Here is an 18,404-nt window from a genome sequence, read left to right as displayed (position 1 = left end):
GGCGACAAAAAGTGAAACCTATTCTTCAGGTTGCTCTGGATGTTGATGACTTGTTTAAAGCATTAAGCTTATCTACACGTATAGTTGCTGAGCTTGGATGTGGGAATATATGGATGGAAGCAGGGACTCCGCTCATAAAGGCTTGGGGCAGGATAGGAGTTGATGTTTTAAAGAAATCCACTAATTGCTTCGTTGTAGCTGATACTAAGACTATGGATACCGGGGCGTTTGAGGGTGAAATAGTTTTGAGTGCTGGTGCTGATGCATACACTGTTCTCGGCTTAGCTGATGACTCAACAATAAGGGAATCCATAGATAAGGCACATGAATATAATAAGCTTTTAATTGTGGACTTGATAAATCATCCTAACCCATATAAAAGAGCTCTAGAACTTGACAGGCTCGGTGTAGACGTAGTATTATATCATGTTGGAATAGATGTTCAGCGTAGTAGAGGATTAACAATAGATCAACTAATAGATGAGATCAAAATGTTAAAGAAGAATATAAATGCTAAAATAGCTGTTGCCGGAGGAATAAAGCATGGTAAAGCAAAACCATTAGTTGATGCTGGTGCGGATATAGTTGTTGTTGGTAGTGCTATAACTAAGGCAGATGACCCCGTAGAGTCTGCTAAGAGGTTCATGGAAGAAATACTATCTTGAAAATACATTATCTATTTTAGAAAGCAGGTATTTTTACGATTTTTTGAACAATTCCTTCCTCCATTATTTCCTTATATCTTCTCTGATGCTCAGTAAGCATTTCAACTAGTAGTTTAGCAGCTATTCTCTTATCTTCTCCACAAAGTATTTTTCCTTCTACACATTCCTTATAGAGCTTATATAGTTTCTGGTCATCCTTATATAGGAAATACATATATAACTCGTAAACTGTGCATTTCTCAGGTATGCCTCCATATCTTCTTTGCTCCTCAGCTGTTGCTCTCCCCCCTGTAAGCGCCATCATTACCTTTTTCTTGATAATATCTGGTTTATCTAGAAGAAATATTGCATAGTCTGGTTTCGAACTACTCATCTTGTTTCCATCGAGTCCTCGAATGAATTTGTGATAGAATGAAGCTGGTCTGTTGAGTCCGAGTTCTGTATGGAATCTATCAGCAATGTCTCTTGAAAGCCTAAGATGAGGATCTTGATCGGCTCCTACAGGGACTAGAACATATTTATATCCACCATACTCCGGTAATTGTAGGTGGAGTATGTCTGCTGCTTGTGTTAGGGATGCAATTATTTTACCGGGGCTTATATCTCCATATATAGCTTCCATCTCAGCCATACTGACTTTTCTCGAGAACATTTGTATTAATCTATAATATTCTGTTTTCTGCGCTGTTTGGAAATAGAATTCTGTTTTCTCAGGATCAAGTCCCCAAGCAATAGCATGAGTAATATATTCGATTCCATACTCTATTGTTTCCTCACGAGATAATTTACGGACAGCATATGCTTCTGCATCAGCAATAACTATTTTAACGTGAGCACCTAGTTCTTGGAGAAACCTAAGCTCCTCGATCACCATTAAATGGCCTAGATGAGTATGTCCGCTAGGCATGAAACCTGTTAGAACAGCTACTTTTTCACCATTCCTAAGCGCTTGAAGCCATTTATCGAAGTCTCTATGTCCGAACACTATTTTTCTATCAAAGAAATAATGTTTTTTTGGCAGTAAAGGTATTGCTTTATCTATTGGTTCTATGCCGAATTGTTTAAATAATTTATCGTATTCTTCAATTGCGAAATGACCCCATGGATCAAGTCTAATCGTCATTTTTCATGCCCCATTCAATCTTTAAAATGGTATTTTATGGTGTGAATATATAGATTGTTTTCCTTCACAAATATCTTATATGGGCTCCAAATGATCCTATTAATTATTGAACCATAAATATTACCCGACCTATAATTAGCCACTCCTAGGTCAACACCCATAAAATATGCATTCATATTTTCCTCTATAATTAAGGGTTTTTGTCTTACTGCATAATAACCGTTTATAGTTGTCATTTCAAGAAATGTTCTGGGATCAATATCTTTATAGATTGTTTCTAGCAATAATGTATCCACCCATACATCGGGGTGGAAACAACCAGCATTATCTGTTCCAACAGCTACTTTGACTCCATGTTTTAATGCTTTATCTATACGGGGCAATTTACTGGTAAACCATAAGTTGCTTCTAGGATTTACAACTAATACAATGTCTTCATCTGCTAAGAGCTTATACTCCCAGTCTTCCAGGTAAACACCATGAACTATATGTGGTGGTTTAACTCTATAATTCAATAAATAGTGTAGGCTACCATGTTCTTCCATGGTTTTAGTCTCTGATATGTGGGCTGACACTATTTTATTATTAGCAATTTGTGCTAGCTCAGCAACTATCCATGGTGGAAGTTTAAGCGGATTTGATATGCCTATTCCATCACAGTGTTTTAGAACATCACTTATTTCTTCTAGATCATATCTTGTTGGACGAGATAAACCAATATATTTTACTCCGTATCTTGATAATTTTTCTCTGAACTCGTTGCATCTCCAAAAATGTTCTTGATAATCAACAACTATACTGTATTGGGTCATGACATATGCTAATTCTTCGGGTAGTATAGGGTTTTTTACGAGCTGTATTAACGGATGTTTTACTCCTTTTGATCCAGCATATGAGCTCAGATTATATCCTATACAATGCTCTGGAACCCTATAATCGTTTAAATGAATATGAGCATTAACCGGAAGAGGCAATATGGCTCCTACAGTATAATCAGCATCTCCTCTGAAACCATGGTTAATTTCTTTTATAACTCCATTCTCTACAATAATATGGCTCTTACCGATATCTTCAAGTTCGATTCCATAGAGTAAATGATAAGTATTAATAACTATACGGCTCAGTGCCGGAGATCCCTTCTTCACCGTTCCGGCTGGACTAGGATTCTTCATCGCCCAACACACACTGTTTTTAATCAACCTATTTATACTTGTAAAGCAATATTTGAGTTTACGAAATATATTAGTAATGGAGGATAAGTATCTTGATTAGCTGGCTCGATATTAGAAATGCTTTGTTAAGTGGTAAACCCGTATTAATCTTTGATAGTATTGAGAGAGAAGCTGAAACAGACATGGTTTTCTATGCTGGAACAATTGATTATAAGAAAATAGCTTATCTGAGAAAATACGCTGGCGGACAAATATGTTTTGTATCAGGTAGACTATTCAGGGAAGCCCTAGATCTGCCGTTCCTCCAAGACCTAATAATTAAGCATCCAAGCATACGAGAACTAGCCACTAGGAAACCAAGATATGGTGATCCCCCTGCTTTCAATATATGGTTAAACCATGTAGCCACGAAAACCGGGATTAGCGATTCCGATAAAGCATTAACTATAAAAGCATTATCTGAAATAGCGGCTTTGATCTATAAAGGTTATATGGAGGAAGCTAGAGATAGGTTTCTTAAAGAATTCTATGCTCCAGGCCATGTCCCAATACTTACATCGAGAGGATTAGCTAATAGGAGAGGACATACAGAATTATCCGTTGCATTATCGTTAATCACAGGTTTAACACCATCTATAGTTATTGCTGAAATGCTGGATGAAGGGCAGAGCCTACCCTATGAAGATGCTAAGAGATTCGCAATCAGGAACGGACTATTCTTTATAGATGGAGTAGACATTGTTGCAGAAGCAGAGAAGAGAGGGTATTTAAATGATTAAAATAGGTGTGGTTGACACTACTTTTTCTCGAGTTGACATGGCTAAATACGCGATCGAGGTTATAGAGGAGAATCTTCCAGAAGCAGAAATCATTCGTTACACAGTTCCTGGAATAAAAGATATACCTGTAGCTGCTAGGAGATTGTTAATTGATGAAGGCTGTGATGCCGTTATAACGCTTGGATGGGTTGGTCCTGGACAAGTTGATAAATATAGTTATTTAGCTATGAGTGTGGGTTTGATAATGCTACAAATTATGACGGGTAAACACGTTATAGATGTAACTGTTCATGAGGACGAAGCAGGCGATTTAGATGACCTCTACAATATAGCTGTTGATCGAGCACGGAAACATGCTTTAAATCTTGTAATGCTAGTTAAATATGGTAGAGAAGCTTTAACACAATACGCTGGCAAGGGCCTTAGACAAGGCAGGCCTGATGAGGGCCCTATAAAGGAATAAACTCATAGAGGTGAGAAATAATTGGCTCGAATAGGAATAGTTGTGTCCGAGTTCAACTATGATATTACATATTTAATGCTTCAAAAAGCAATTAGCCACGCTAGATTCTTAGGATTAGAAATAACATACGTATTCAAGGTGCCGGGAACATACGAGATACCATTTGCAGTGGCGAATCTTCTGAAAAGAAACGATGTTGATGGAGTAGTAGCTTTAGGAGCCGTTATCAAGGGTGCTACTAAACATGATGAACTAGTAGCTAGTCAAACAGCTAGGAAACTAATGGATTTAATGATACAATACGGTAAACCGGTAGGTTTAGGAATAATTGGTCCTGGAGCAACACGTATGCAGGCTCTGGAGAGAGTAGAAGACTATGCTAGAAGAGCTGTCGAAGCAGTTGCTAAAATGATTAATAGATCTAAAAGCTTAGAAGAAAAGAAATTCGCTGGTGAAACAGTTTTCATAGAATAATTTTCTTAGAATAAGCGGGGTATTATATGTGCCCAGGATTACAGTGATAAAGCTATTGAAATATCGGAAGTGGACGGAAGAACTGGGTTATGATAGAGAATGGATTATACAGAAAAGACAAGCTAGAACATATGATATCTTGCAAACTCTTTTCTCCAAGAAAAACGGGTTCGTAGTTCCTCTAAGATATGATCATTACTTAGCTCTCAGCAATGGAATAGATAAGGAGACCCATCAAGAAATACTTACCGAAATAGATCCTATAACACCTTATGGAGTAAAAATAGTCTCGATTACTCATAAATATCCCGCAATTGGACAATTAATAGCGTCTCGTCTATTAGAGGAGAAACCAGGCAAGATCATTTATTTAGATGGTGTAGAAGATGAAAATGTAGTTGTTCACATCGATTTCAACAGTGTAACAATATATACTGAGATGACAAGCATTTTTGAATCATATATTAGAATCCTCGATCTCTATAATATGATTACAAAATACGTGTTTCAACTAGGAGGTATAACTAGTTATCTCGGCGGAGACAATATGTTGGCTGTAGTTCCAGAAAATAAATTGAATGAACTACTTGAACTAATACCTTCATATCTCAAAGCAGGTATTGGTTTATCATATGTGCCTAGAAAAGCGCTTTTTCTAGCCTCAAAAGCATTAACACTTATTAGAAGCGGTAAAGTTGATAAAAGATTTCTTATTCTCCGCGACGAAGACGTATAAATTCATATAGCAATATAGACGCCGAGATAATTGGGCCTAAATAATATATAAATGTTAAAGTCTCAGCTTCTTTGCCTCCACTATATGGTGGGCTAAAATACTCTGTGGATATATTTCTCGTGCTTGTTAAATGTAGAGTATTTGATGTGGTAGAAGTGTTTTCGCCTACCAAATACTTTGTAGTTATAGTTGTCGTGGTTGGTGTAGTTGATGTATAGTTTAATTTGCTTAAGGTGCTCAAATATATAGTTTTAAATAATGTAGTACTTTTACCATATGGATCCATTGCTGTAATATTTAAGATCAAGGTTTTATTTGTTCCACTCATTATTCCGGAAGAAGATACATTATATATGAATATTATAATAGAGCCATTTGTTTTGGAACCTACTAGATAAATTTTAAATGGTTTTTGTTCTTTTGGATAATAATATTTTACGTATAATCTTGTGTCTTCTGTATTCACTCCGTCGCATACGTTAATTGTAAGTAGTATTTTATAGAAATATTCATGATTTATTTTCTGAATTGAATATGTTGATCTTTCCACACTAATTATAGGATCATATATATCAATTACTACTCTCTTTTCCTCGAGAATTCTCTGATCAAATCTTACAGTTATGCGGTGTTTTTCCATTGTGTTGAGTAGGAGAATATAGTTTTGTAACGTATTATTGTTGAGGAGAAGATAATGATTATCTATTATTCCATTGATTAATACTTGTGTTGTTGGTGTATTATTTTCTAAGAGTATAGTTTGATTATCCCCGCATACATAGAGAAGTTTGTATGTAACATTAGTAGGTTCCAAGTATTCATTATATATATTGATACTAGCTCTAAGTATAGTATAATTTAATGTTATTGCTATGTTTTTATTTATAACACTGATTTTTCCACTATATATTTTGCCATATACCCAATAATTTATTTCCACATATACAGTATTAGTAATTGCATCGTATTCTGTTGTTATCGTTGCGGTGCCATTATTATTGGTTTTATTAATGTATTTATGTGTAGAATAAATAGTTGGCTTAACTATTATTTCAGCATTAGGTAAAGGTTTATTATCTAATAAACTTACCTTTATGTGAAGCGTGATCTTATCTCCAATGTTCCAGTATGATATAGAACCTGCAATATGTGAATTTACAGTTAATAGCATAAATATTATTATGAATAATAATATTATCTGTTCAAAGATCAATACCTTATGATTAAATGTGTTGATCAGCATATATCATCACTTATATTATTAACATTACACTCATAAATAATGATATCCTATTGTTCAATACTATTAGCTTATTTACTCATAGGAGTAATAAGGGTTTTAATAGTATATTTATTATAAAGTGATGAATGGTATTACCGGCGACCAACGTATAGGGATGAGCGAGCCCCTTATCTGATCTAATATATGAGGTGTGGGGATTCGTACATGATTAAAGGTGGATGGATTATTGTATTTATAACCGCGAGCAATTATGAAGAAGCTAAGAAGATCGCTGAAGGGATCGTTAAGGAAAAACTAGGTGCTTGTGTAAACATAGTAGATAAGATCCATAGTATTTACTGGTGGCAAGGCAGGGTTGAGGAAGGAAACGAGTCTTTATTGATTATAAAGACGAGGCTTGATAAGTTCGGTAAACTTGTTGAATACGTTAAGGAAAAACATAGTTATGAAGTACCAGAAATAGTTGCTATTCCACTAATTATTGGCTTTGCAAAATACTTGGATTGGCTAGATGAAGTAGTGAATAGTTCGAAGTAGGTTCTAGCTTTTTGTTTATTTCTCTTCTTCACCTTCGATAATCTCTAATTTTTCCCAGGCCTTATTCCTTCTAGCGAATCCAATATAAACATTAATTATTCTTAGACTTTGCTTTACTTCCTCATAGAATCTGCATTCACTATTTATTCTTGTTCCATTAAATAATTCTACAACTATTTTTTTGAACTTCTCTCCTTCACAGTTCTCAGTCCAAGCTTTCACCGCGAATCCATTCATGGCTAGTGCTTCTAGAAATCTGAGTGGACAATCTTGTCTACATACTATGTATTCTTCAAGTGATTTAGGGGTATCCATATTTTTCACTAGTATATCACCTTATTCTCTTAATGATTATGCCTGCTTCTCTAGCTTTAGCCACAATGTCTTTGTCAATTATCGGGCCTGAACCATACAGTATAATAATGGGTTTCACTTTGTATTTATCAGCAATTTCTTTTGCTTTACCAATAATTTCTTCTCCTACTTTTTTCTTCTGCCAAAGAACTATGCCAGCATACCTTACCCCATGTTTGGAAGCTGTGAAATAAACTCCTTTAAGCGGTGGATTAACTGTTACATTGAAACCAGCGGCAACATATCTAGCAGCTACTTTTCCTACAACATTCTTTTTTCTAAGGAGTTTATTTATTACGAACATTCTACGTGCAGTTGTCATTGTTTTCATCCTCCTTCTACTAGTTCTAGAAATATTATTCTTCATTACGGCACTGTTTATATAGTATAATTGAGTCCTCGCCTTTTTAACTATATCTTCCACCATAAAGAGACTGGATATGTGGAAACGGGTGATGGGATAAATGTCTAATATCTGGTTTGGAAACAACCAACAAACAATAGGGGACAAGATTAAATCATTGTTCAAAAATGATCGTGAACCGATAGAGAAAAAGGCAATTATTGCTCATTACCGTGTTAAAACTGCTTTAGGAAGAATTAATAATTATCTGGCAAAAATAGAGCAAAGAGATCGCGAGCTTTTCCAAAGTGTTGTAGATGCATTAATAAAGAGAGATGAGAGAAAAGCTAAGATGTATGCTAAAGAAGTATCTGAGCTTAGAAAAGTTGCTAAGCAATTAATAACAGTACAATATGCTTTAGAACATGCTTCTCTCAAATTAGAAACATTCCTCGTGTTTGGTGGAGCAATGAAGGAATTGCAGCCGATAGTTGGTGTTATGAAGGAAGCTGTTGGAATAGTTCGCTCTGTAGCACCAGATGTATGGATTGATCTACAAGTAGCACTGAGAGAATTAGAGTCTTCAATGAATACAGGAATAGCAGATATATCAGCCGAACTAGATGTTGGACTAGACAGTGAGGCTAGGAAGATATTTGAAGAAGCGAAGATAGTTGCAGAACAGAAGCTTAAGGAGCATTATGCTGAATTACCGAAACTATTAACTGAAGCAGAAAAGTCGGGCGAAGTTTCTCCATAAAATCTATATTTAATAAATTAAAGTGTTTTTATATAATTTATAACATATTCTATAGCTTTAACCCTAGCCTTTTCTCGGCTACTGGGAGTAATTGGTACTCTATTATTCTACCCAGGCTTCTCAGCAAATACTTTATCTCTGGTAGTTTCTTAGAAATATCTTCAGGACTTCTAAGGTCTACTTTAATCTTCATGGATAACTTGGTTAGTTCCATAGTTGATGGCGTAATTTCTGCTTTAAAGTTTTTGGTTTTAACATAAAGTTTCCCTTCACCCTTCTTATAAGATATAGTTATCATGTAGGGTTTGCTCCTAACCAATGTGAATGAGTCCTCGTAGGGTGCTAGGTAGAAGTATGTACCGAAGGATACAATTCTACTAGCATCTTCTTCTCCTACTCTATCAATGACGCCTCCCAAGATTGCATCAATAAAGTTTAGAACTTCATATATTCTACTTGCAACACTAACCGTTCTTGCCTTTAACTCGGTTGATCTTGACAGGATTCTTCTATCTATTGATTCCATCGCTGATCTAACCACGTTTCTAGCTTCTATTAATGTATCTTTAACCATATTTTCTCGCCCTTCTCTACTTATTCTTCATGGATTTACTCATATAATCCATGAACTTATTAAATATAGCTTTCCCTGCTCCACAACTTATATATTTCATCAACAACATCTTCTATTATTCTTATTGTTTTTCCGTTTTGTTCAACTATTAGTTCTCCTCCTTTAACATATTCTGATATATATCCTGCTATTGAGTACTTGTATTCTTTTTCCTGAAGCAAATCTTCAACTTGCCTAGTGTTCTCTTTCGGAACTGAAGCTATTAATACACCGCTACTAAGGATTTTCAACGGATCTAGTTTTAGTGCAGAAGTTATTTCTTTGACAACAGGGTCTAATATAATCTTATCCGCGTCGAGAATAATTCTTGTATTACTTGCTTTAGCTACTTCTCTTAGTCCCTGCAATAATCCGCCCTCGGTGGGATCATGCATTGAATTAACGTAGTCTCTAATCAATAATGCTTTATCAACGACGCTGATACCCGTAAAGTATTCTTTTGCTTTAGCAATAATATCTCTGCTTATACCTTTTCTCAGCAATAAATCCTCGAAGTCCCAAGCTATAACACTAGCCCCCTCTCCACCTACACGACCAATAATAAATATTTTATCTCCTGGTCGAGCATTTCTTGTCAAAACTACTTTATCCATACTATAACCAATAGCTGTCATAGAAATTATAGGTCTAGGAATACCTGGAGTAAACTCTGTATGGCCGCCGATCACTGTTGCTCCGAGAGAACGTGTGGCTAAGCCTATATCCTCAAAAATACTCTCTATCTGTTCAACCGGGTATTTGGGAGGTAAAAGTATTACTGGTAAAAACCATCTAGGCGTAGCTCCTCTAACAGCTATATCATTTGCAACAATATGTACTGCTAACCATCCAATCCTTCTAGTAGCAGCCGTTATTGGATCACTATGCACAATGAGAAAGCCATCCTTAAACCTAATAATAGCTGCGTCTTCACCGATGCTTGGTCCAACAATTAGATCAGGATCCATAGTTGGAAGTATTGATAACATTTCTGATAAGAATTCCCAAGATGGTTTACCGCCTTCATGATATGCTCTGCCAAGTTTCAAGCCTATATCTCCCCTGCCTAATACATTCTTTACATACATAGGAAACAGGTGTAACCTGTATTAAACAATCCTCGCACCCATTCCTACCACATATCATACAGTATCCTATTGATGGATACTTTCCACAAATCTCACACATGGTTTCACTACAAACCTTACAAACCCCCTTGTTAAAATCAAAATCATCTTCACAAACATATCTTCCACAAACTGGGCACTTGTATTTAGCAGGCTTAGATTCACAAATATCACAAACCTTCAAAGCAATAACACCACCTGATACATGTGTTATTTAGAAAAAATTGGATAAAATAATATTAAAATAATTTATAACGTAGCTTATCTGGGGCAGGTATTAGCTATGCTATATAGGATTAAGGTTGTTAGATGTATAGATGCTTTAGTAGAGATAGGTTCAGAAAATGAACTTGATAAGCTTTTAGAGGAGATTAAAGAACTATGTTCTGCTAATTCAAAAATATATCTACATATTCTACGAGATGAACTATAATTTAGGGAGGTTCAACCCTATATGCTTTCACTATGTTGTCAATCATTGATCTATATACGTTTTCAACATTAATTATTCCCTCACTTAGTAATTCCTTGATCCTTTTAGGAATATCCCATGGATACGAAGATACTCCAGGCCTATCAGGGTCATCGATGAAGTCTGACTCAACCAGTATATAGTTTCTTTTCTCAGATAATACCTTAGACAATATTCTCTTCTTAGCAGGTACTGTATACCAGTATCCGTATTTTTCGCTCCAAACACTTGTTTCATAATCTACGTGGTGTAGGAAAACTTTTTCACGCATAATCCCAGTTATCCTCCTCAGTTTATCTATTGACTCAACAGTAACCCATCCCCCCTGTTCAAGGTGTAGATGCATAATCATATCATGGTCTCTTGCATACTCCATTGCTTTGATAAGTATTAGTTCAGAAGCAATGATTCTGCTTGGAGCAGTACTATAGTGTTGTCTACCCACTTCCCCTATTCCATCAATATATCCCTTTCGGTGATAATCAATTATTAACTTAAATACTTCATCGGCGAATTCAACAATATATTTTAAATCTCTTCCCCTACGAAAATGCTCATCAACTTCTGCAGGGTGAAAACCCGCCAATAACTTAACCTTTAAACCATAACTACGCATAATTTTTGCTTCATTTATCAATAACTCAATTGTCTTAGCATAGTTTTCAATTGTTAAATCATTGAATCCATAATAGTATGGTGGTAGAGAAACCAATGCAATAAACCATCCACCACTATTTTTAAACTTGGAAGCTATTCTACGAGCTCCAAGACCTCTTATGGGATTTATATGAGAATGCGCATCAGCGAATAATAGTTTCTCCATATCACACACACCTATACTGTTCAGCTATTAGGGAGGACTCAATCATTTATATTCATCGAGTAGAGGCTTCATCATCAATCACTCATTTATATAATTAGAGGTTTAAAGCTGTGATTATACATAAATATTTAGTTGATGGTGTGGAATGGCTGGGAAGGAAAAATACAAAGTATTAACTATAAGGGTAGATGAAGAAACCTATCGGAAACTATTAGCTAAAGCCGAGAAAGAAGGATACTCTATGATCAGCGATTATATACTAGCACTCATCAATCAAGCAGTAGGAGCTGAAACTATTCCTTCACTAGATAAGCTTAAGACAAGGATTAAAAGATATGTGCAGGATGCTGTAAATGAGCAATTAATGGTTGTAGAGAATTTAAGGAGGCAAATAATAGAATTATATGATAAAATCGACGAGTTAGAGAAAAGAATTAATGATATAGATAAGAAAGTGCAGGAAATAACAACAAAAATTACTCGTCCAACGCCTATACAGAGAGAGAAACCTATAAGGCAGCGTAAGACAGGAATCGAGAGACTTAAGGAAGAGAAAGTATTATTTGAAAGTAAGCTTACAGGGCTTAGATATAGAGATAAATTCTTTAATTACTTGGAGAGAATGGGGGCTGTAGTGATTCCTTTAAGAGGAGAAAGAGTAGCTGTTGACGCGGAGTTTTGGGAGAATTTTAAGAAGAAACTCTTCGAAGAAATAGATACAGATAACGATGAAATAATCAAGGAAAAACTAGATCCATTAGAATATCAGTTATTCCTTAGACTTAGAAGCGAGCCTCTAATATTTTTCGATGCGAAAACTAGGAAATGGAAACCAATAAGCGAAACAAGAATTTTTTCCTAGTAATAAATTCTTAATCTAGAAACCAATATATCCATGTTGATAAACAGCAATAAAACGCTGACTGAGCGTGGAATGCTTGGCGAAATCTAGGAGCTACTCTGAACTACTAAAATATGTTGATATATTAGAGGATACTTCAGCAATTATTGTGGGAGAAAATTTTGCTATAGATGGTTTTGCTGAGAAGCCTGTTAGAGTAATATCTCATGCTCACTATGATCATATTGTGGGATTAAAAGACAGCATATATTATTCTAAACAAATAGTAGCTACTCCTGCTACTCATGATCTAATAATAATTCTGGGCTATATTGGTGGAAGAGAACTTAGAATGCTTTATAAAAACAAGATGGTGAGACTAAACTATTATGAAGAATATATTTATGGAAAAGAAAAACTCGTTCTTGTTCCATCTCATCATATTATTGGTTCAGCACAGGTCTTAATTGAAACAAATGATCTTAGAATTGGATATACTGGAGATTTTAAGTTAGGAGAAAATACTAAGATCATGGACGGATTAGATATATTAATTATTGAGTCTACATATGGCGATCCATCTTATCGTAGACCCTTCAAGAATGAAGTAGAGGATCTCCTTGTTGATATTGTTCTAGATGGTTTAGAAATATATGGTAAAGTAGTAATTTTCGGGTACCATGGGAAAATCCAGGAAGCAATGCAGATTCTTCGAAGGAATGGTGTGAGAGAACCATTCTTAATGCCTAAAAGAATATATGAAGTTACAAGGATTGCGGAGAAATATGGTTATGAAATAGGGGAATACTATAATATGAGGAGCTTGGAGGGAAGAGAAATTCTTAAAAGTAACAGATACATCTTATTCGAACACTTCAATAAGGCTAGACATAGGCGTCTAGGAAATAATACTTTATACATTGTTCTAAGTGGTTGGGAGTTCGACGAGCCTATTAAGAAACTAGATAGATATACATGGCTCGTAGCCTTGAGTGATCACGCAGATTTCGATGAGTTAATAGAATATGTGGAAAAAGCAGAGCCTAGACTAGTTATAGTGGATGGTTCGAGGCAAGGTAATGCTGAAGCACTTGCACGTGAACTAAATAAGCGGGGATGGAGATCAATTGTTCTTCCCGGCCCACGTGTTTTATCATCTTCTATTATCTAGGGTTATTAATGGGAGAGCATAATAAATAATATTTAGAGATGAAGAACGCCTGCGAATCTGACCCGTGATGACGAAGAGCCGTTCTGATCAAATGGTTTCTACATAATGCTATAATCTTTCCACTTCACCAATGTTCTAACAGCTAAAACCGTTATAGCAGCTGCAATAATTATCGTTGAATTCCTAACAATAATTGTCGGAGGCTCTACTATGGCGAAGGAATTAATTAGTTGTTCTGGCTCAATACTGAATAGATAACTGATAATGCTTAAATTATACTTATATCTTAGATGTACTGGAGAAATTGTTTCTATACTTATTTGTAATTCATTGTCTCCGCCAACATATAGTCCTGTACTAGCCTCCCTATATTCTACACCATTATCTCTGGGAACAATATATGCTTCAACAATTCTTCCATTAACACTAATATATGTTTTAGAATTGCTTTCAACTTTATCGAATAAGCTGAAAGAATTAAACCATTTAATGATCAATGTTTTCACGAATTCTTGAAATCTATAAGATATAGAGTTAGGTATATTATTGATAATGAAATTTGATGCTGTAATACTTTCTACTTTATTGTCTTTGATCTTTAACGATATTGTACATTGAAAAGAAACTATCTCTAAAGGATTATCGCTACGTGCTCCATCAACTATGACGACGTATTTTAGTTCACCAGTGATTGTCTGTGGACTATTAAAAGGCGAAATAATTCCGGATATTAATGCTAAGGGGAACAAAAGTATAATGCTTAATAATAAAAAAGTATTCCCCAATTCACATACTCCTCTTATACCTTTCTATAGCGTCTCTGATCCTATTCAATGCATCTTCTCTGCTCTTCCAACCTATAACTTTAACCCATTTACCTTTTTCAAGCTCTTTATAATGCTCGAAGAAATGAGCTATTCTATCCCTAAAGTTCTCCGGGAGATCATTTATGTCTTTAATATTTTCAAACCTTGGATCTATTTTTTCAACTGGCACAGCCACTATTTTAGCATCACGGCCTTTCTCATCCTCTGTCTCTAATACACCTATGGGTCGAGCCTTTATGATAACACCTGGATAGAGAGACTCATATCCTAATACGAGAACATCCACGGGGTCTCCGTCTTCTTCTAGTGTTCCAGGGATGAAACCATAGTTGAACGGGTAATGCATTGATGTAAACAGTATTCTATCAACGAATACTAGACCCGTTTCTTTATCGATTTCATACTTAACACTACTACCCATAGGTATTTCTATTACAACATGTACTTCTTTGGGAGCATTTTTTCCAGGACCTATTTTATCGTAGATCATGAGGGATCACCTTCTACTGTTACATGCTAAAGTTTATTTTCAATAATTGTATATTAAGTGAGAGGCGATAAAAATAGTAATGTTCTACTTTGAAAAACTATGATATTAATATTACATGCTTGATAGCTTCAATATTATTGATGAGGGCACTCCTTCTTTATATACCACAACTATCTTTGCTTCTACTTCAACATTTGATAATGGTTCAAGAGCCTTTCTAATACTTTGCAAGCTTTGTATGGTCTTATTTATTCTATCAATGATTTCTTCCATAACAGTTGCTTCTTGTTCGGCGTCGGGGTTTACATAGAGTTTAACATCTTTTAAATCCACAACCTTTCCTTTACTAGTCTGTTCTTCGCCAGTTAAGTTCTTTAATAATTCTCTTAGCCTTCTCTCTTGTTCGCTTTTAGCACGTATATCTTCCAGTCTTCTAAGGTAGTCGGCAAGTTGTTGTTTTAGCGTATTTAATTCTTCGTCTATATTCTTGATTAGATCCGCGAATGAGGAAAATTCTTTAACTACAGCTGACAATTTAATCACCTGGAAAATATTTATGTTGATTAGAAAAATAAAGCTTATTATTCAGTATTTAATTATTTTATAGTTTCTCCAATACTGAACTAAGAAGTATTGGTATATCTGAAGGTTTCTCAGCAACGGGAATATTTGCCTTAAGCAATGCTTGCTTCTTGGATCGATAATCTCCCATTCCCATGGAAATTATTGCGCCTGCATGCCCCATTCTCTTACCAGGAGGAGCAGTTTTTCCAGCAATATATGCTACAACTGGTTTTTTCACGGGTAATTCAGCATAGTATTTTGCAAATCTTTCCTCTGCATCCCCTCCTATTTCCCCGATCAACACAACGGCTTTTGTGATAGGGTCTTTTGCGAATAAATCATATGCTTCAATGAAATTCAGCCCTGTAACAGGGTCTCCTCCAAGCCCAATGACTGTAGATATACCATATCCTTTCTTTCCAATTTCTCGTGCGATTTCATATGTTAATGTACCACTTCTAGAGATTAAACCTATGTTTCCAGGCTTGAAAACATGTGCTGGCATTATCCCTATCTTTGTTTCTCCTGGTACCATTATTCCCGGAGTATTTGGCCCGATAATAGTGATGTTTTTCTTTTTAGCGTATCTCACAAATTCTAATTCTTCATGTACGGGGATTCCCTCGGTAATTACAACTATTGTTTTAATATCTGCATCTATCGCTTCAAATACTGCGTCACTTGCAAACTTTGCTGGTACAAATATTATGGAAGCATCTATTTCTCCAATATTCTCTACCGCTTCATATATTGTATCATATACTGGTACACCATAAACATTCATTCCTCCCTTACCAGGAGTAACTCCCGCCACTATCTTAGTTCCATATTCTAGCATTAATTTTGTATGAAAACTACCTTCTCTACCAGTTATTCCTTGTACAAGAACCCTTGTATTCTTATTTACGAGGACACCCATAATTTTTCACCTTGATAAATTCTTGGCTATCTCAACAGCTTTCTTAACTGCATCATCTGCTTCGCTAAAAACACTATACCCTTTCTCTTCGAGAAGTCTTCTACCTATCTCCTCGTTGGTACCAAGTAATCTAATAACAATTGGTTTTTTAACACCAGTTTCTTCTACAGCCTCAATTATTCCTCTAGCTACTTCGTTACATCTAGTTATACCGCCGAAAATATTTACTAGAAGCACTTTAACCTTGTCATGTTTCAATAATAGCTTAGCTGCTTCCCTGACTCTCTCACGTGAAGCACCACCACCTATATCTAGGAAGTTAGCTGGTCTCCCACCATAATATGCAACCATATCCATTGTCGCCATAGTTAATCCGGCGCCATTACACATTATCCCAATATCTCCGTCAAGCTCTACATAGGAGAATCCAAGTTTTTTAGCGATAGCCTCCATCTCAGATAATTCTCTCCCATATTTCTCAGCAAATTCTATGTGGCGGTAAAGACTATTATCGTCAATCGTTATCTTAGCATCGACTGCTACTATTTCGTTACTACAAGTTTTAACTAATGGATTAAACTCTACAAGATCAGCATCATAGTTTTTCATAATATTATACATGGAATTCATTATCTTATGCATACTTGGCCATAGCTCTTTTGGTAAACCTAGAAATTTAGCTGCTAAACGCGACATGTATGGTTTATATCCAATTACGGGATCAACTCTGATCCTCAATAATTTATCCGGATATTTCTTAACAAGTTCTTCTATCTCAACTCCTCCCAGAGGGGATACAAGGTATACTATTTCCCTGTTTGAGCGGTCTATGGTTAGAGATAAATAATATTCTTTATCAATACAGATCTTCTCCTCAACAAGAATAAGCTCTACTTTTTCACCACGAACACGTTTACTAAATAGTTCCCTAGCAACTTTTTCAGCTTCGAGAGAGTTAGAAGCGAATAAGACTCCACCTGCCAATCCTCTTCTCCCAACCAGTACTTGAGCCTTCAACACTACTTCGCCACCAATTTTCTCAGCAACAATTCTTGCCTCTTCAGGTGTTTTAGCAATACCTCCTCGAGGAACAGGTATACCGTTGTTTTTAGCGATCTCTTTTGCCTCGAACTCGTATAACTTCAAATATTTTCACCGATTCAAATACAATGCTTATCTCTAAGTAAAAATTCTAATCCTCCTCTCTCAACGAATAAGCCATAGAGTTTATGTATTGTTTTCTTATTAACATATTTCCCATGTGGTCTGAGACCCCCTGAGAACCTATAAGGTATATGTAATAGTTCATGTATTAGTACTTGTATCTTATCCTCAATATTTAATGGATCATATCTCTCCGATAACACTTCGACTATATACATAGGCTTTATTCCAAGAGCTTTAATCCAAATACGTGGTAAACCATGTATTCTAGCATAAGCATATGATTTAGACCCAATGCTTCTAAAACATTTTATTCTATTAAGATCTATGTGCTTAAAATTATCATGGAGAAAATGCACTATAACATTAATTAAGCAACATACATCTTCTGCTTCAACATATTTTACCAAGCTATTTTTCACCTATTATATCTGTAATGATTTTTACAGCTTTATCCTCGGAACCAGTTATTTCAATTAATTGATGAGTTGCATAGCCTGGTTTCTTTTCTTCCTTGCTCAATGTTTTTCTACGAAGAATTATTCCTTTTCTGAAAGGATGAAGCGCTGTATAAGCATATGCCCTTACCAATGCAGCAACGGTTGCTTCCTGCAACAATATGGTTTGATCACGAAATTTAATTAAGAATCTCACATGATAATGATTCTCCGGTATAGCGGCTATAATTTCCTCTACATCCTCATTCTTATATATTCTTGGATACAATTAGGAACCCCTCTAGAC

General features: G+C 35.5%; 26 protein-coding genes. 10 read left to right on the top strand and 16 right to left on the bottom strand.

Annotation, left to right across the window (positions count from 1 at the left end):
- Positions 1–11: 11 nt before the first annotated feature.
- Positions 12–665, top strand: a complete 654-nt coding sequence (locus tag SMAR_RS02485) for an orotidine 5'-phosphate decarboxylase / HUMPS family protein (protein WP_011838791.1) — start codon at positions 12–14, stop codon at positions 663–665.
- A gap of 16 nt (positions 666–681) precedes the next feature.
- On the opposite strand, the gene SMAR_RS02480 is transcribed toward SMAR_RS02485, so the two are convergent.
- Positions 682–1,788 carry a tryptophan--tRNA ligase gene (locus SMAR_RS02480; protein ID WP_011838790.1) on the bottom strand — a complete coding sequence of 369 codons (1,107 nt, stop codon included), beginning with the start codon at positions 1,786–1,788 and terminating at the stop codon, positions 682–684.
- A 14-nt stretch (positions 1,789–1,802) separates the two neighbouring features.
- Positions 1,803–2,960 carry an amidohydrolase family protein gene (locus tag SMAR_RS02475; protein WP_011838789.1) on the bottom strand — a complete coding sequence of 386 codons (1,158 nt, stop codon included), beginning with the start codon at positions 2,958–2,960 and terminating at the stop codon, positions 1,803–1,805.
- A gap of 92 nt (positions 2,961–3,052) precedes the next feature.
- Between SMAR_RS02475 and SMAR_RS02470 the strand changes: the two genes are divergently transcribed.
- From SMAR_RS02470 to SMAR_RS02455, 4 genes are read left to right on the top strand one after another with little or no spacing between them, the layout of a single operon-like run.
- Complete coding sequence (locus SMAR_RS02470) at positions 3,053–3,739, top strand: 3,4-dihydroxy-2-butanone-4-phosphate synthase (protein ID WP_011838788.1); 687 nt, start codon at positions 3,053–3,055, stop codon at positions 3,737–3,739.
- Entirely contained in the window at positions 3,732–4,202 is a 471-nt protein-coding gene (gene ribC / locus SMAR_RS02465) for a riboflavin synthase (RefSeq protein WP_011838787.1), read from the top strand. The genes SMAR_RS02470 and ribC overlap by 8 nt, the downstream gene beginning before the upstream one ends.
- 21 nt (positions 4,203–4,223) lie before the next feature.
- Positions 4,224–4,676 (top strand): 6,7-dimethyl-8-ribityllumazine synthase, encoded by a 453-nt coding sequence (gene ribH / locus SMAR_RS02460; RefSeq protein ID WP_011838786.1) that lies wholly within the window; start codon positions 4,224–4,226, stop codon positions 4,674–4,676.
- Between the two features lie 28 nt (positions 4,677–4,704).
- The gene (locus SMAR_RS02455; protein ID WP_011838785.1) at positions 4,705–5,412 is read left to right on the top strand and encodes a GTP cyclohydrolase IIa; all 708 of its coding nucleotides are present in this window, start codon (positions 4,705–4,707) and stop codon (positions 5,410–5,412) included.
- Here SMAR_RS02455 and SMAR_RS02450 read toward each other — a convergent pair.
- On the bottom strand, positions 5,387–6,655 hold the full coding sequence (locus SMAR_RS02450; RefSeq protein ID WP_011838784.1) for a hypothetical protein: 1,269 nt from the start codon (positions 6,653–6,655) through the stop codon (positions 5,387–5,389). The genes SMAR_RS02455 and SMAR_RS02450 overlap by 26 nt on opposite strands.
- Positions 6,656–6,859: 204 nt before the next feature.
- On the opposite strand from SMAR_RS02450, the gene cutA reads away from it, so the two are divergent.
- Positions 6,860–7,192, top strand: a complete 333-nt coding sequence (gene cutA, locus SMAR_RS02445) for a divalent-cation tolerance protein CutA (RefSeq protein ID WP_011838783.1) — start codon at positions 6,860–6,862, stop codon at positions 7,190–7,192.
- 15 nt (positions 7,193–7,207) lie between these two features.
- Here the strand turns inward: cutA and SMAR_RS02440 are convergent, their stop codons facing one another.
- Together SMAR_RS02440 and SMAR_RS02435 are read right to left on the bottom strand one after the other, a co-directional pair.
- Positions 7,208–7,507 carry a hypothetical protein gene (locus SMAR_RS02440; RefSeq protein ID WP_011838782.1) on the bottom strand — a complete coding sequence of 100 codons (300 nt, stop codon included), beginning with the start codon at positions 7,505–7,507 and terminating at the stop codon, positions 7,208–7,210.
- A gap of 16 nt (positions 7,508–7,523) precedes the next feature.
- Positions 7,524–7,913 (bottom strand): hypothetical protein, encoded by a 390-nt coding sequence (locus tag SMAR_RS02435; RefSeq protein WP_244372467.1) that lies wholly within the window; start codon positions 7,911–7,913, stop codon positions 7,524–7,526.
- A gap of 97 nt (positions 7,914–8,010) precedes the next feature.
- On the opposite strand from SMAR_RS02435, the gene SMAR_RS02430 reads away from it, so the two are divergent.
- Complete coding sequence (locus tag SMAR_RS02430) at positions 8,011–8,649, top strand: Snf7 family protein (RefSeq protein WP_011838780.1); 639 nt, start codon at positions 8,011–8,013, stop codon at positions 8,647–8,649.
- Between the two features lie 49 nt (positions 8,650–8,698).
- Here the strand turns inward: SMAR_RS02430 and SMAR_RS02425 are convergent, their stop codons facing one another.
- The 3 genes from SMAR_RS02425 to SMAR_RS02415 are packed head-to-tail and all read right to left on the bottom strand — an operon-like array spanning position 8,699 to position 10,573.
- The gene (locus SMAR_RS02425) at positions 8,699–9,223 is read right to left on the bottom strand and encodes a hypothetical protein (protein WP_011838779.1); all 525 of its coding nucleotides are present in this window, start codon (positions 9,221–9,223) and stop codon (positions 8,699–8,701) included.
- Between the two features lie 59 nt (positions 9,224–9,282).
- The gene (locus SMAR_RS02420; RefSeq protein WP_169696931.1) at positions 9,283–10,311 is read right to left on the bottom strand and encodes an AIR synthase family protein; all 1,029 of its coding nucleotides are present in this window, start codon (positions 10,309–10,311) and stop codon (positions 9,283–9,285) included.
- Positions 10,286–10,573, bottom strand: a complete 288-nt coding sequence (locus tag SMAR_RS02415) for a hypothetical protein (protein WP_244372465.1) — start codon at positions 10,571–10,573, stop codon at positions 10,286–10,288. The genes SMAR_RS02420 and SMAR_RS02415 overlap by 26 nt, the downstream gene beginning before the upstream one ends.
- 99 nt (positions 10,574–10,672) lie before the next feature.
- Between SMAR_RS02415 and SMAR_RS08520 the strand changes: the two genes are divergently transcribed.
- The gene (locus SMAR_RS08520) at positions 10,673–10,822 is read left to right on the top strand and encodes a hypothetical protein (protein WP_169696930.1); all 150 of its coding nucleotides are present in this window, start codon (positions 10,673–10,675) and stop codon (positions 10,820–10,822) included.
- Position 10,823: 1 nt separating this feature from the next.
- Here SMAR_RS08520 and SMAR_RS02410 read toward each other — a convergent pair whose 3' ends face one another.
- A complete protein-coding gene (locus tag SMAR_RS02410; RefSeq protein WP_011838777.1) occupies positions 10,824–11,684 on the bottom strand; it encodes a TatD family hydrolase in 861 nt (286 codons plus the stop codon).
- Between the two features lie 145 nt (positions 11,685–11,829).
- Between SMAR_RS02410 and SMAR_RS02405 the strand changes: the two genes are divergently transcribed.
- Positions 11,830–12,546, top strand: coding sequence for a hypothetical protein (locus SMAR_RS02405; protein ID WP_011838776.1), 717 nt, complete (start codon positions 11,830–11,832; stop codon positions 12,544–12,546).
- 76 nt (positions 12,547–12,622) lie between these two features.
- The gene (locus tag SMAR_RS02400; protein ID WP_011838775.1) at positions 12,623–13,696 is read left to right on the top strand and encodes an MBL fold metallo-hydrolase; all 1,074 of its coding nucleotides are present in this window, start codon (positions 12,623–12,625) and stop codon (positions 13,694–13,696) included.
- A gap of 98 nt (positions 13,697–13,794) precedes the next feature.
- On the opposite strand, the gene SMAR_RS02395 is transcribed toward SMAR_RS02400, so the two are convergent.
- The 7 genes from SMAR_RS02395 to SMAR_RS02365 form a co-directional block, all read right to left on the bottom strand.
- Entirely contained in the window at positions 13,795–14,481 is a 687-nt protein-coding gene (locus tag SMAR_RS02395) for a hypothetical protein (protein WP_011838774.1), read from the bottom strand.
- A 1-nt stretch (position 14,482) separates the two neighbouring features.
- Complete coding sequence (gene ppa / locus SMAR_RS02390) at positions 14,483–15,013, bottom strand: inorganic diphosphatase (RefSeq protein WP_011838773.1); 531 nt, start codon at positions 15,011–15,013, stop codon at positions 14,483–14,485.
- A 111-nt stretch (positions 15,014–15,124) separates the two neighbouring features.
- Positions 15,125–15,556, bottom strand: coding sequence for a hypothetical protein (locus tag SMAR_RS02385; protein WP_425277384.1), 432 nt, complete (start codon positions 15,554–15,556; stop codon positions 15,125–15,127).
- Between the two features lie 58 nt (positions 15,557–15,614).
- Positions 15,615–16,496 carry a succinate--CoA ligase subunit alpha gene (gene sucD / locus SMAR_RS02380; protein ID WP_011838771.1) on the bottom strand — a complete coding sequence of 294 codons (882 nt, stop codon included), beginning with the start codon at positions 16,494–16,496 and terminating at the stop codon, positions 15,615–15,617.
- A 6-nt stretch (positions 16,497–16,502) separates the two neighbouring features.
- Positions 16,503–17,642: an ADP-forming succinate--CoA ligase subunit beta gene (gene sucC / locus SMAR_RS02375; RefSeq protein ID WP_011838770.1), complete on the bottom strand. Its 1,140-nt coding sequence runs from the start codon at positions 17,640–17,642 to the stop codon at positions 16,503–16,505.
- Between the two features lie 14 nt (positions 17,643–17,656).
- A complete protein-coding gene (locus SMAR_RS02370) occupies positions 17,657–18,070 on the bottom strand; it encodes a putative metallopeptidase (RefSeq protein ID WP_011838769.1) in 414 nt (137 codons plus the stop codon).
- A gap of 1 nt (position 18,071) precedes the next feature.
- Positions 18,072–18,386 (bottom strand): hypothetical protein, encoded by a 315-nt coding sequence (locus SMAR_RS02365; RefSeq protein ID WP_011838768.1) that lies wholly within the window; start codon positions 18,384–18,386, stop codon positions 18,072–18,074.
- Positions 18,387–18,404: the final 18 nt, after the last annotated feature.

The organism is Staphylothermus marinus F1 (assembly GCF_000015945.1).
GTDB lineage: Archaea > Thermoproteota > Thermoprotei_A > Sulfolobales > Desulfurococcaceae > Staphylothermus > Staphylothermus marinus.
This window is presented reverse-complemented; position numbering and strand designations above follow the sequence as displayed.

What these genes read in the sequence shown, in the direction of transcription:
- SMAR_RS02480 (WP_011838790.1), bottom strand. Translation starts at nt 1,788, where the DNA reads ATGACGATTAGACTTGATCCATGGGGTCATTTCGCAATTGAAGAATAC.
- SMAR_RS02475 (WP_011838789.1), bottom strand. Translation starts at nt 2,960, where the DNA reads ATGAAGAATCCTAGTCCAGCCGGAACGGTGAAGAAGGGATCTCCGGCA.
- ribC (WP_011838787.1), top strand. Translation starts at nt 3,732, where the DNA reads ATGATTAAAATAGGTGTGGTTGACACTACTTTTTCTCGAGTTGACATG.
- SMAR_RS02450 (WP_011838784.1), bottom strand. Translation starts at nt 6,655, where the DNA reads ATGCTGATCAACACATTTAATCATAAGGTATTGATCTTTGAACAGATA.
- cutA (WP_011838783.1), top strand. Translation starts at nt 6,860, where the DNA reads ATGATTAAAGGTGGATGGATTATTGTATTTATAACCGCGAGCAATTAT.
- SMAR_RS02440 (WP_011838782.1), bottom strand. Translation starts at nt 7,507, where the DNA reads ATGGATACCCCTAAATCACTTGAAGAATACATAGTATGTAGACAAGAT.
- SMAR_RS02435 (WP_244372467.1), bottom strand. Translation starts at nt 7,913, where the DNA reads ATGAAGAATAATATTTCTAGAACTAGTAGAAGGAGGATGAAAACAATG.
- SMAR_RS02430 (WP_011838780.1), top strand. Translation starts at nt 8,011, where the DNA reads ATGTCTAATATCTGGTTTGGAAACAACCAACAAACAATAGGGGACAAG.
- SMAR_RS02425 (WP_011838779.1), bottom strand. Translation starts at nt 9,223, where the DNA reads ATGGTTAAAGATACATTAATAGAAGCTAGAAACGTGGTTAGATCAGCG.
- SMAR_RS08520 (WP_169696930.1), top strand. Translation starts at nt 10,673, where the DNA reads ATGCTATATAGGATTAAGGTTGTTAGATGTATAGATGCTTTAGTAGAG.
- SMAR_RS02410 (WP_011838777.1), bottom strand. Translation starts at nt 11,684, where the DNA reads ATGGAGAAACTATTATTCGCTGATGCGCATTCTCATATAAATCCCATA.
- SMAR_RS02405 (WP_011838776.1), top strand. Translation starts at nt 11,830, where the DNA reads ATGGCTGGGAAGGAAAAATACAAAGTATTAACTATAAGGGTAGATGAA.
- ppa (WP_011838773.1), bottom strand. Translation starts at nt 15,013, where the DNA reads ATGATCTACGATAAAATAGGTCCTGGAAAAAATGCTCCCAAAGAAGTA.
- sucD (WP_011838771.1), bottom strand. Translation starts at nt 16,496, where the DNA reads ATGGGTGTCCTCGTAAATAAGAATACAAGGGTTCTTGTACAAGGAATA.